Below are 12676 nucleotides of genomic sequence, written 5' to 3'. Positions count from 1 at the left end.
TGGACTGCCGCACGCCGAAACGGGTGCAGGTTCCGTATGCGTGGACGAGCCGCCCAGCACGATCGGCGGCCCGTCGACTACTTACGTGAGCGTCGGCAGGGCAAAGGTGCGCGGCATCGAGGCGACCATCGACCTGCCGCTGACGCGCACGCTGCGCCTCAACGCCACCGGAACGCTGGCCGATTCGGAACAGCTCACCGGCACCAGCGCCGGGCAGGCCCTGGACGACATTCCCCGGCAGCAAGCCAGCGCCTCACCCGACTGGAAGCCCGCAGACCGCTTCAGCGCCTCCGTGCGCGCCGTCTATCGCGGCGAGGATGCCGTGACCGAGGCACAGAGCAGCGGCGACAAACATCGTCGCCTCGTCGTACGCACATTGGACGGGGGCGGATGGTTCACGCTGTCGTTGGCCGCGGGGTTCTGAAGACTTGCTCGATCCTCCCTGTCCCAAAGCGACAGGGAGGATCGGCGGCGACGACACCTCTCGCCATTCTCCCCCGGTGCCGTTAGGGAAGCGCTCGAAATAGAGGCGTAGGAAGGGCGATACGTGGGGCAAACGGGAACGGCACAAGCCGGCGGGATGAACGTCTATCGCCAGCACAGCCGCGTGCTGACCGCCAGCCTCGTCGGCACCGCCGTCGAGTTCTACGATTTCTACATCTACGCGACCGCAGCCGCGCTGGTGTTCGGGCCGCTGTTCTTCCCCTCCGATTCCGCGACCGTGCAGCATCTGGCGGCCTATGCCAGCTTCGCCATCGCCTTCATCGCCCGGCCCGTCGGCGCCACCCTGTTCGGCCACTTCGGCGACCGGGTCGGCCGCAAGTCGACGCTGGTTGCCTCGCTGCTGCTGATGGGCGGCGCCACCGTGCTGATCGGGGTGCTGCCGACGTACCAGTCGGTCGGCTGGGTCGCCCCGGTGCTGCTGTGCCTGATGCGCTTCTCGCAGGGCCTGGGCCTGGGCGGGGAATGGGGCGGCGCCGCGCTGCTGGCGGTCGAGAACGCGCCCAAGGGTTACGAGGCGCGCTTCGGCATGTTCCCGCAATTGGGCGCGCCGGTGGGCTTCTTCGCGGCAAACGGCCTGTTCCTCGTCATCAGCGCGACACTGAGCGAGGAGGACTTTGCGAGCTGGGGATGGCGCATCCCGTTCCTGCTCAGTTCGGTGCTGGTCGGGCTGGGCCTGTGGATACGCTTCCGACTGAGCGAAAGCCCGGTCTTCAGGGCGGAGGAAGACCAGCACCGCGCGATCCCCATCGTCGAGCTGTTCCGCACCCACATGCGCGAAACCGTCGCCGGCACCTTCGCGGTGATCGCCTGCTTCGCGCTCTACTATCTCGCGACGACCTTCGCACTGGGCTACGGTACCGGCACCCTGGGCTATGAGCGGCAGACGTTCCTGGGCGTCCAGCTCTTCGCGATCCTGTTCATGGCCGTGGGCATCGTGGTGGCCGGCTACGCCGCCGACCGCCGCAGCTCGCGCTCCGTACTGATGTTCGGCTGCTTCTGCTCCATCGCGATCGGGGTGGTCATGGGGCTGATGTTCGCCGCGGGTTCACTGCTGATGATCGGGGTGTTCCTGTGCGCGGCGCTGTTCACCATGGGCCTGGTCTACGGCCCGATCGCCGAACTGCTGCCCAGGCTGTTCCCGGCACGGGTGCGCTATACCGGCGCGTCGATCGCCTTCAACGTGGGCGGCATCGTCGGCGGCGGCTTCGCGCCCGCCATCGCGCAAGCCCTGGCCGACGGCGGCGGCGTGCTGTTCGTGGGGCTCTACATCTCGGGCGCGGCGCTGCTCAGCCTGTTCGGACTGATGGCGGTGCAGGCGAAACATTGAACGGGGCTGGCCGGCTCCCTCGCCGGGGCCCACCACGAGCTATCGCCTCAAGAGTTCCCCGCGGTCCCGGATCAGCTCCGGGACGACGAGCCGGCTACAACCGGGCGAGCATCTGCAGCGAGGCGGAGAAGTAGTCGGTGTCCAGCACCGCCGGCGGCGTGGTGCCGATCAGCCGGCCGGCAATGGCGGTGCCGCCGCTCGAGAGCGCATAGTTGGCCTCCTCGCCGGTCACCACATCGACGAACGCCGGGATCGGGCGATGCTGCGCGAGGCACGAACGCCACCAGTCCGCCACCGGCTGGACCAGCGCGGTCCGCCCGCCGACCACCGCGTAGAGCGGGATGCGGATCGCGTCGTAGCCGAAGCGCGGCGGCTTGTCGGGCGCGGGCGCGACCTCGTTCTTGCCGGTGACCGCGACCCAGTCTGACGGCAGGCGATGTGGGCCGAACCGCGCCAGCCGGGTGATCGCCTCGCAATCCCGGATCAAGCCACCCCAGGTCGAGGCGCCGTCCAGCTTGGCGAAATGATCGAGCGCGGGCCACACGAAGTACGACGGGTTGACCAGCACCTGCCCCGGATTGTCGAAGCCGACGACCCCCGGCAGCAAGAGCTTGCGCTCGAAGCGCGAGACGACGCAATGGGTGTGTATCGCCGCGCGGATCTGCGCGGCGCGCTCCAGCCAGGCCGGCTGAGACCAGCGCTGACCGGCGAGCGCCAGGGCCCAGGCGATCACGAGGTCGCCATCGGTGGCATTGTTGGGATCGGAGACGGGGATCTCCTGGCGCGCGTCGTAGCGCCAGGAATGGAGCGCCATGTCCTCGCGGCCCAGGGTGTCCTGCGTCCACTTGGCGATACGTTCGAAGGCATCGCGGTCGCCCGCGCGCAGGGCCAGGATCAGGCCATAGCTCTGGCCTTCGGAATGGCTGATGCCGCCGTTGCCGGTGTCCACCACCCTGCCTTCGGGCGCAACGAAGCGGTCGCGCCAGGCGGTCCAGAAGCTGTCGGTCACCTGCTGCGCGCGCCCTTGGTTCCCGCCCGTGTTGCAGGCGGCGGTGAAGGCCATCAGCATTCCCAGCGAAAAGGTACGACGGTCTACGATCGGAAAAAGCACCTTGTTCTCAACGGCCATGACGAAGCTCGAGCGTGTCCCCCTTCCACTCCGCGGTGGTACGCAGTGCCGGTCCGCTGCCGAGTACGCGGAACCAGCTATCGTAGGCGCCTTCCAGCACGCCGAGCAGCATCGCCGCCCAGTTTCCCTGGTGGTCGGGCACGATCTTGTTGGGCAGGTCGCGGTGGCGCACGATGATCGCCTCCTTGCCGACCGCCAGTTCGATCTCGCCCCAGTCGAGCGCCAGCCAGAAGGCATTGATGCGCGCGCAGAGCACCGAAGCGTCGTTGACGCCCTCGAGCGGCTCGAGGTCGGCCATCCGCCGCCCGATCGCGACGAAGAAGCCGTGCGCCTGCTCGGCCGGGACGCCTTCGCTCACTTCGGCGGCCACCGAGATGGCCATCAACGCGAGACCGCCGACGCCGACTTCGCCAGGATTCTGGCGGGGTTGGGGAAAGGCTTGCATCTTCATTTACTTGTTGCTCCCGAAGCTCTGGCGCACGCCGAGCATGCTGCGGAATTCATCGTAGCTGCCGAAGGTATTATAGCTAAGATCGCCACCGATGCGGGTGTTCGGATTGATCTTGTAGTAGAGCGAGCCCTGTGCCGAGAGCGCGAAGCCGGTCTTGCTCAGGCTGTCGTACTCCGAGCGGACATCGTCGTTGAGAGCCTTGAGGTTGTCCAGCTCGGCCTGGGCGACGAGGTCGGTGGGGTAGAGCGGGCTGGCGTCTTCCTTGTAGCTCTGGAAGCCCGGCGTGAACGACGCCTTCGCATCCCAGCGCTCGTCCTCCATGGTGTAGTTCACCGGGAAGCCGACCGAGATGAAGCTCTGCGGGCTGAAGTAGCCGCCGTTGCCGAACGTGAAGTAGTTCTGGCTCTTGTCGTAGCCCTGGTAGTTCACGTTGAGGCCCAGGGTCACGCTGGAATGCGCGCCGCGCCAGGCCCGCAGGTAGCCGCCGACATTGGCCTCGTAGCCGCTGTTCCTCGCGACGTTGGTGCCGCGGAAACGATAATAGCGGCCCTCGCCGTAGACGCCCGAGCCGTCCTGGTCATAGGACATGCCCGCACCGGCACCGTCGCGCATGACCTGGCCCCAACGCTCGCCGGTGACGGGATCGCGAGTGCCGGCATAGGAAACCACCGAATCGGTGACCGGCTTGCGCTCGGCGAAGGCCGTGGCGCGCAGGCCCGGGCTGAGTTCGGGGCTGACCGCGGCGCGGCCGGCGAACTTGGTCTTGCCCATGCCGACCGGGGTGGTGCCGGCCTCCAACTGGATCGCATCGCTTTCGTAGCCAGCCGAGAAGGCAACGCCCGAGGCCTGCTGGCTGTCGGCGTTGACCAGCGCGGAGGGTTCCTCGGCGACGATTCCCTGCGCTTCCGGCGTGCCGTTGCGGCCGAAGCGCGCAAGGCCCGAGCCGGTCGGCCGGCCGGCGTCGATCACCGAAGCCTCGGCCTTGGCGAAGACGCGGCCACGCAAGGCGCCGGCGGAGATCTTGGCCGAGCCCTTGATCTCGTCCATCTGCGACAGGCCGACCTCGCCCGAACGTGCACGGTAGGCCGTCTGCACCTCGACGCGCGGACCCGAATCCTGCGCGAGGCCGTCGATCTCGGACTGGATCTGCATCATCACGGGGTCGCCGGCATAGGCGACCGGGACTTGCGGCGAGCCGTAGCTGCCCGAGCCCGGCAGCGCGGCAGGCGCCGCGGCGGCCCAGGCGGATTGCGGGGCGGTGGAACTGGTCGGCGAGGAATAGCGGTCCGCCGCCGCGAACGAGCTTTGCCCTGCCGCATAACCGCCGAAGCCGCTCTGGCCGCCTGCCACAGGTGCGGGGGCGTAGCCGCCCTGCTGAGGCGCTGCGTAGCCCTGGGCCGGGGACATGGCGTAGCCCTGGCCCATGGGGGGGGCATAGGCTTGCTGTGGATAGGCGGTTGGCAGGCGGGTACCGCTGCCGAGCGCGAAGGGGTTGACCTGCGGCGCTACGGCCTGGGGCTGGTTGCGGAACGGGTTCGCCCCCCCCTGGACACCGGCGTTCGCGAAAGGATTGCCACCCATCGCCATGCCGGCGCCGCTCTGGCGGGCGTAGAGTTCGCGTGCGTCCTTGAGCAGGCTCACCGCGGCGCGCTCGTTGCCGCGTGCGCGTTCGACATTGGCGAGCGCCATGCGCACGCGATAGTCCTGCCCGTAGGCCTGGAGCACCTGGCGCTGCGCCTGCTTCGAAAGGTCGCCGTCGCCCGCGGCCTGCGCCGTGTCGGCGAGGCCGAGCAGTGCGTCCTTGTCGTTCGGCTTGCGCGCGAGGACCAGCTGGTAGCTCTGCGCTGCCTTCGCGGGCATGCCGCCGGTCTGGTAGAGTCGCGCGAGCCCGGAGAGGATCTCGGGATTGTCCGGCGCGGCGGCGTAGGCCTGCTGGAGGATGTCGAAGCCTTCGGCGTAGCGGCCACCGAGGCGCGCGGCATCGGCCTGGCTGACCATCATGCCGGCACTGATGCGCGCATAGACACGCTGGCCGTCCGCTGAACTGCCCGCCAACTGGCCCGCCCGCTGGAGAGCGAGCTGGGCGAGGTCGTCGCGGCCGGAACGGGCCAGCACGCCGACCAGGCCTTCGTAGTCCTCGATGTTGTCGATCCGGCCGTTCATTGCGCTTTCCGCGACTTGCGCGGCGCCCTGGGTGTCGCCCATGTCGAACAGGGCATTGGCGACGGCGGCCTGTTTGCCCGCCGGCACCGAGGCCATCGCGCCGAGCTGGCGCAGGGCGTTGACCGCCTGCCCCTGCTGGCCGGTGGCGGCGAGGCCCTTGGCACGGGCGATCGCGGAGTCGGTCTTCACGCTAATCGCGAGGTTCCGCATCGGCGCAGTGCGCTGCGCCTCCGGGATCATCGAGATCAGGCGGTCCGCCTCACCCGCCCGGCCCAGGTCGTTGTTGAGCAGGGCTGCGGCGTAAATCGAATCGGCCTGGCTGCTGGTGGACAGCGAGCGGATCAGCGATTCCGCCTCGGGCACCCGGCCGCGCTTGATCTGGAACTGCGCGAACTCGTAGCGAATCCACGGGTCGCTGGGATCGAGCACGAGGCCGTTCTGGAACTCGCGGGTGGCGCCAAGGTCGTCGCCTGCTTCGGCGGCGGCAAGCGCCCGGCCGCGCGCGGCGCGCAGTTGCAGGCGCTTGTCGTCCGCGGCGCTGCCACCCTGGCTCGCCTGGCGGTAGAGGTCCGCGGCATCGGCGTAGCGGCCCTGCCGTTCGTAGATGTCGGCAAGCAGTTCGAGCGCCGGGCCGGTCTCCTTGTAGCCCGAGCGCACGAGGCCTTCTGCTCTGGCCTGTGCATCGGTAAGACGGTTCTGGCCGACCAGCGTACGGGTCTCCTCGACGCCTGCGAAGAAGCGCGCGGAGGCGAGGCCTTCGGCCCACTGGCTGGCCTTGCCGGCTTGCGACGCCTGTTGCAGCAGGCTCGTGGCTTCGGCGAAATTGCCTTCGCGCAGGCGCACGAGGCCGAGGCCACCGAGCGCGTCGGCGTCGCGGCGGTTGACCGCAAGGGCGCGCTGGAACTGCGATGCGGCCGAGCCGAGGTTGCCGTCCTCGAGCGCGTCGAAACCGGAGACACGGGCGCGGCCGGCGCGGTCGGCAGAGGATACCGGCGCGGCTGCGGCAGGCTTGGGCGCAGCGGGGCGCGGCGTCGCGGCAGCCACTTTCGGCGTCGCCCGGGCCGGTGCGGCAGGAGCAGGGGCGGGCCTGGCGGCCACCGGCTTGGCGGCGGGCTTGGGCGCCGGCCTGGCGGCCGGGGCCGCAGACGCCCCCTTGAGCGCGGGGTTGTTCGGATCGAGCGCGCGAGCCCGGCGCAGCGCCTGCTGCGCAAGGTCCTCGCGGCCCTTGGAGCGCCAGTACTGGGCCTGCTTGACCAGCGCCTCGACGCCGGCGCTCTGCGCTTGGGCGACGGCCGGCAGTGCCACCGGCGCGAAGACGGTGGTGGCGCTCGACAGCAGCAGGGTCAGGCCCAGCCTGCCGCTGCGACCGGCAGGGCGGTTCGCGGGGCGCTTCATGGTCGTCGGACTGGTCATGCGTGGTCGTCCCGGCGGCCGAGGCGGCGTTGTGCCTGTCGGCGGAAGTAGAAGTAGGCGGGGCCGGCGAGGATCGCCGCCAGCGCGAGCGTGAACAGGCCAAGCATCATCGGGCGCTGGCTGGTCCAGTAGGCGACCTTCATCCAGATCGGCAGCGAGCCGACCCAGTAGCGTTCGGTGATCGCGAAGCTGGTCATGCCGTCGCCGCGGGTGACCGCGAGGTCGCCCTGGATCGCAGCGTTGATCTTGGCATCGGACAGGCCGTCGACAAGCGCGGGCAACGCCCCGCCGTCGTCCGCGAGCAGCGCGACAACGGTGCGGTCCGAGGCATAGGGCGAGCGGAAGCTGACGATGCCGGAGAAGCCGCGCGCGTCGTAGACGAGCGGTGCGGCGGCCATCGGGTCGTTCTGCTGCGTGCCGCCGAACAGCGAGGTCACGTATTGCAGCGGCGAGCGTTCCGCTACGCGCAGGCGGCCGTTCTCCCAGCGCACCGGCGCATCGGCGAACATGTCCGCGCCCGCCAGGCCGGTGCCGCCGACGACGAGGACGTCCTGCGTCGAAAGCTGGTCCGGATCGATGGTCGACGTGACGGTCACGGCCGTGGCCGGCACCCCGGTGGAGTCACCGAAGCGGCCCATCAGCGTCAGGAACGCCTCGACCGAAGCCATCGACGGGTTCTCGGCGACGACCACGGTGGTCTGCGCGAGATCGGGGCTGGCGGTGAAGGGGAAGCCGGCGCCGGCGAACGTCGCAAGGTCCGGCATCATGATCGCGTGGTAGGCGCTGGTGAGGTCGATGGTGCTGGTCGGGTCGATCGAGACGCGCACGTTCTCGGGCAACGTGCCGGTGCACTTCTTCTTGTCGGCGATGATGAGGTTGTAGTCCATCGACAACTCGTTCTGGCCGAACAGGTTGTAGCGAGGGAGGATCACCGAGGCGTCGGAATCGTAGCTCTTGGCACCCGAGGCACTGAACAGGCCGCTCCACCACTTGGCGCCCAGCGGCAGGGTCTTGAGGTACTGGCCGTTGATCGAGACGTCGAGGCGCGAGGCGCGGCGGTCCATCCACTGGGCGATGGGGTAGCGGTAGGTCAGGTTCAGCTTGCCGCCTTCGCGGGGCCAGAAGAACAAGTCGGGCGAGACGCGGAAGCGCGCGGTCAGCGGGCCGGGCGGAAGGCCCATGCCCTGCAGCGCATAGCCTTCCATGATCGAGCCGAGCTGGACCGGCTTGTCGGTCGAAAGCCAGCGCAGCGCGCCGTAGCGCGGCCAGGCGGGGATGCGCACGCCGTCGAAGGCCATGCGCTGGCCGCCGAAGACGCCGCGTCCGAGCGCGATGGCGGCGGCGGCGGTGCGCAGTTCGTCGTCGTTGCGGCCCATGATGACCAGCAGCGTGCCGGTCGGGTCGACGGGGTTGCGCACGGCGGCGGCCGACGGCCCGGAGGGGCCGGGAATGTCGAGGCCCGGGATGGACTGGCCACCCTTGAGGAAGACGATCGCATTGCCGCGCGGGATCGAGCCGACCACCGGCTTGAAAGCGAACCCGCGATAGCTGGCGAGCGAGCCGAGCCAGCCGGCAGTGGCAGCGGCGGCCTGAAGCTCACCCGCACGGGGCTGGCCGGCGAAGACGAAGGGCATGCGCAGCGGCACGTTCTGGCCCTTGTCGAAGAAGGGCAACGGCAGGCGCGACAGGTCCGGGCCGTAGGGCAGCGGCTGGTAGTTGAAGTCGAACCAGGAGCGCACGTTGCTGACGTTGGCCCACAGCGAGGAGTGGAACGGGTCCTCGCAGTCGCGGGCATAGTGGCCGATCAGGCGCAAGTTGAGCTGGTTGTCGCCGGGCAGGAAGAGCGCCGGATTGACCGGCACTTCGAGCACCTGGCCGGCGGAGTTCGCACGGGTCAGCGGGATCGTCTGGACGACCTCGCCGTTGACGATCACCACCATCTGGCTGAGGTCGTCGAGCATCGAGGGCGACCAGGCGACCTGCAAACGCAGCACCGCGCCGGTGACCACGCGGTCCTGACGCATGCCGAAGGGGATGCCGATCTCGCCGCGCGTACCTGCCAGGCGGATCGGACGGGTGATGCGCAGATCCTTGAGCGTCAGCCGCTCGGCGACGCCGCCGGAGGGCGCGGCGGTTGCGGCCTGCGTGGCGGCGGCGGGTGCCGCGGCACGCGCCGGCTGGGCATGGACTTCGGTCGTGCTGAACAGGATGCCGGCAGCGCCCAGCATCACGGCACCGGCGAGCGCGGCGGCCTTGGCAAAGGGCACCCAGGACTTGCCGCCGGCCTTCTCGGCCTTTTCCGCTTCCTTGGCGGCGGCTTCCGCCGCGGCCTTCCTGGCGGTGTCGAAGCGTCGCTGGGCACGGCGTTCGGCGAAGTTCAGTCCGAGCATGCGCTTCAAAGTGACCATGTCCACCCGAATGATATCCGCAAGCGAGCGCAGGCCGGAGATCGACTTGCGGCTGCCTGCCGGCTGCCACGCATCGGCGCGGCCCATGACGGCGCGCACCAGGTGGCGGCCGGCGAGAATGTCGAGCTTTTCGAAGCGCACGTAGGCGTTTTCCGCCGTGATGCGCATCGTCTCCACCGGGATCGACAGGACCTCGTCACCCATTGCGAGGGTGATGTGGCGCACCGTGCGGTCCTTGGTCGGAAGCTCTGCGGGCAATGCCAGCGCCGCACCGCCCATCGAGATGTCGATGGTGCGGGCAGGCACGACATGGCCCGAATTGAGGTAGGCGCTGACCGGCAGGTCGACCGGGATGCGGATGTCCACGCGGGCCTGGCGCGTCTCGCGGGCGACCGAGACGGCGGCCAGCAGGATGATGAGGCTGAAGGTGGCCCAAGCGACGTTCAGCACCAGCGTATCGGTCTGGATATTGAACATGTAGGGGAAGAAGGCCCATTTCACGACCGCCATGGCGATCCCGAAGACGACCAGCGCGATGCAGAACAGGTGCGGCTTGACGACGTCCCAGTCGAAGTAGGTCTTGTCGAGCAGCGAGCCCTTGTCAGTCACGTTGAACTTGCCCTTGCGCGGCTGGAACCAGGTCATGACCGTGGGCTTGACGAGGTGGAAGCACAGGATCGTCTCGTAGACCTCGCCCCAGAACGGCGGGCGGTCGGAGCCTTGGGTGCGCTCGTTCGCCACCGCCGAGCAGTAGAGGTGCGGCATCGCGTAGGCGAAGATCAGCGAGGCCGAAGCCTGGATGATGTTCTGGCCGAAGATCAGGTACGCCAGCGGGCTGGTCAGGAACACGATGCGCGGCAGCGGATACTGGAAATGCAGCATCGCGTTGAGGTAGCAGAGGCGCTGCTGCCAGGTGAGGCCCTTGCCGAACAGCGGGTTGTCGATGCGCATGATCTGCGTCATGCCGCGCGCCCAGCGGATACGCTGGCCGACGTGCAGGACGAGGCGCTCGGTGGCCAGGCCTGCCGAAAGGCGTGCGCTGATGTAGGCGGTGTTCCAGCCGGTGCGCTGCAGCTTGAGCGCGGTGTGGGCGTCCTCGGTCACGGTCTCGCCCGCGAAGCCGTTGGTCTCCTGCAGCGCCTCGCGGCGGATGATCGCGCACGAACCGCAGAAGAAGGTGGCGTTCCACAAGTCGTTGCCGCCCTGGACGGCGCCGTAGAACAAGTCGCCCTCGCCCGCCATGTCGCCCATCGTCGAGGCCAGGTTGCGCTGGACCGGATCGGGCGAATACATGTGGTGCGGGGTCTGGATCAGCGCCAGGCGCTTGTCCTGCTGGAACCAGCCGACGCTCAACTGGAGGAAGGCGCGGGTCGGCACGTGGTCGCAGTCGAAGATCGCGATCAGCTCGCCGTCGGTCTTCTTCATCGCCGCGTTGAGGTTGCCCGCCTTGGCGTGCAGGTTGTTGTCGCGGGTGATGTAGCCGCAGCCGGCTTCCTTGGCGAAGGCGCGGAATTCCGGGCGCTTGCCGTCGTCGAGGATGAACACGCGGTAGCGGTCGACCGGATAGTCGAGATCCTGTGCCGCGAACACCGTGTTGCGCACGATCTCGAGGCTCTCGTTGTAGGTCGGAATATAGATGTCGACGGTAGGCCAGGTCTCGGGCTCGCCCTCGATCTCGATGACCGGGCGTTCGAGCGGCCAGCTCGTCTGCAGGAAGCCCAGCATGAGGATGGCCCAGGCGTAAAGCTCGGCCAGGTACAACCCGCCGCCGAAGAACCACTCGGGCAGGGTGCCGAACGAGAGCGTCTGGGTGGTCCGCCAGAAGATGTAGCGCGTCGACACCAGGATCGCGAGGACGCCGAGCGCGAGCGCGCCCTTGCGGCCTTTCCAGCGCCTGAGCGCCAGCGCGCCGACGATGGTGACACCGGCGCAGACCCACTGCGCGGTGCCGTCGAGCGGCACCCCGATCACCAGCACGGCGATCAGCACGATCGGCACGACCGCAAGGTAGCGCACCGCCCGGTTCGAAGTGAGACTTGCGATCATGCGGCGCGGCTCGGCGATGCGGCTTGCGAACTGCGCGGAACCCAGGGGCGGCCCGGCGTGTCGAGCGCGGGAACCATGGCGGCCCCGATCGCGCGGACGTCGCTCAGCGCGGCGCTGGAGGGCGCGTAGCGCGCGAGCGGCTGGAGCATGGCGATCGCCTCCGGCACCGATTCGTCGAGGCGGATGCGGCCCACCAGGCGCGGACCGACCAGTTCGCGGATGAATGCGGAACTGTGGCGGGAAAGGCGGCGGGTCTCGTCTAGCGCATTGATCGCAAAAGTGGTGCGCGCGATGGACTCCGCACTGGCCTCGCCCAGCACCTGAGGCAGAAGCGCGAGGGTGTCCGGCGCGGCGTTGAGCACGCACAGATTGGCGCTGGCGTGAGGGATGATGCGGCGGGCGAAGGCGAATTCGCTGGCCGGCACGTCGATCACCATGGCTCGGTCTAGGCCGGTCTCGAGATAGCCCAGATCGAGCAGCGTCGGCACGAAATCGAGATCGTCAACCGCCTTGTGGTAGCTGCGCAGGTTGATGCCGCTGGCCAGCACCGCATCTTCCGCCGGAGCGAAAAGCGAGGGCAGCGTCAGCGCCGGCTGCAGGCCGAAATGGAGCGGCAAGGTATCGCGCTGGGCAACGCTCAGGACGGTAACCTCGGCGCCGGCCTCCGACAGGCTCATCGCCAGGTGTGCGGCGACGAACGTGGTTCCGGCTCCACCCTTGAGCCCGTGGCAGACGATGACGGCCATCAGATTTCTCCTCGCGAGCCGAGGTCGGACAAGTGACGCAGCATGGCGCGAACGTCCTGCGCCTGCGTCCCGCGGCGATCGCCGGCCGGATCGGTGGCGACGGCCGGTCCGCGACCGTAGCGGCTGAACAGCCCGCTCAGCGGCTCTGCGGGGAAAGCCTGTGGGGCCTCGACGGCCTCGCTGGCGACGACGGGCTCGGGAACTGCGTTTTCCGCCTGGTCAATGGCCTGCAGGCGCGGGTCGCGCAGCAGGGCCTCGAGGATCGGCCACAGCTCGAGCTCGGTAAAGCGATCCTCGAATTCCTTGTAGGCAAAGTCGTTCTTGCCCAGGCGGTCGAGAAGATTTCTGGCATCGATGCGCATACTAACCCCCGTATCAACACGTATTTTCTGCGCTATGAATGGTTAAGAAAGGGTTGTCGGAAGGAACGGCTCGTCGATTCAGGGGGCATGCATCTAGCGGATTTCCGCCATTTTCGAGGGGAATGGC

Annotated in this window: 8 protein-coding genes; 2 read left to right on the top strand and 6 right to left on the bottom strand. The window is 68.6% G+C overall.

The genetic code is table 11. From position 1 onward, the window contains the following. Positions 1-40 precede the first annotated feature (40 nt). Both ACFFDA_RS23240 and ACFFDA_RS23235 read left to right on the top strand, forming a co-directional pair. Positions 41-424, top strand: coding sequence for a TonB-dependent receptor domain-containing protein (locus tag ACFFDA_RS23240; RefSeq protein ID WP_404479638.1), 384 nt, complete (start codon positions 41-43; stop codon positions 422-424). 156 nt (positions 425-580) lie between these two features. Further along, on the top strand, positions 581-1831 hold the full coding sequence (locus ACFFDA_RS23235) for an MFS transporter (RefSeq protein ID WP_404482848.1): 1251 nt from the start codon (positions 581-583) through the stop codon (positions 1829-1831). Between the two features lie 94 nt (positions 1832-1925). On the opposite strand, the gene ACFFDA_RS23230 is transcribed toward ACFFDA_RS23235, so the two are convergent. From ACFFDA_RS23230 to ACFFDA_RS23205, 6 genes are read right to left on the bottom strand one after another with little or no spacing between them, the layout of a single operon-like run. Further along, complete coding sequence (locus ACFFDA_RS23230) at positions 1926-2960, bottom strand: glycosyl hydrolase family 8 (RefSeq protein WP_404479637.1); 1035 nt, start codon at positions 2958-2960, stop codon at positions 1926-1928. After that, complete coding sequence (gene bcsD / locus ACFFDA_RS23225; protein WP_404479636.1) at positions 2950-3411, bottom strand: cellulose biosynthesis protein BcsD; 462 nt, start codon at positions 3409-3411, stop codon at positions 2950-2952. The genes ACFFDA_RS23230 and bcsD overlap by 11 nt, the downstream gene beginning before the upstream one ends. Further along, positions 3412-6987, bottom strand: coding sequence for a cellulose synthase subunit BcsC-related outer membrane protein (locus ACFFDA_RS23220; RefSeq protein WP_404479635.1), 3576 nt, complete (start codon positions 6985-6987; stop codon positions 3412-3414). Further along, on the bottom strand, positions 6984-11441 hold the full coding sequence (gene bcsA, locus ACFFDA_RS23215; RefSeq protein WP_404479634.1) for a UDP-forming cellulose synthase catalytic subunit: 4458 nt from the start codon (positions 11439-11441) through the stop codon (positions 6984-6986). The genes ACFFDA_RS23220 and bcsA overlap by 4 nt, the downstream gene beginning before the upstream one ends. Beyond that, on the bottom strand, positions 11438-12187 hold the full coding sequence (locus ACFFDA_RS23210) for a cellulose synthase operon protein YhjQ/BcsQ (protein ID WP_404479633.1): 750 nt from the start codon (positions 12185-12187) through the stop codon (positions 11438-11440). The genes bcsA and ACFFDA_RS23210 overlap by 4 nt, the downstream gene beginning before the upstream one ends. Further along, positions 12187-12549 (bottom strand): hypothetical protein, encoded by a 363-nt coding sequence (locus ACFFDA_RS23205; RefSeq protein WP_404479632.1) that lies wholly within the window; start codon positions 12547-12549, stop codon positions 12187-12189. The genes ACFFDA_RS23210 and ACFFDA_RS23205 overlap by 1 nt, the downstream gene beginning before the upstream one ends. Between the last annotated feature and the right edge of the window lie 127 nt (positions 12550-12676).

Origin of the sequence: Novosphingobium sp. BL-52-GroH (assembly GCF_044813085.1) — a bacterium.
GTDB lineage: Bacteria > Pseudomonadota > Alphaproteobacteria > Sphingomonadales > Sphingomonadaceae > Novosphingobium.
The sequence above is the reverse complement of the archived record's forward strand: the minus strand, read 5'-3'. Positions and strand labels throughout refer to the sequence as shown.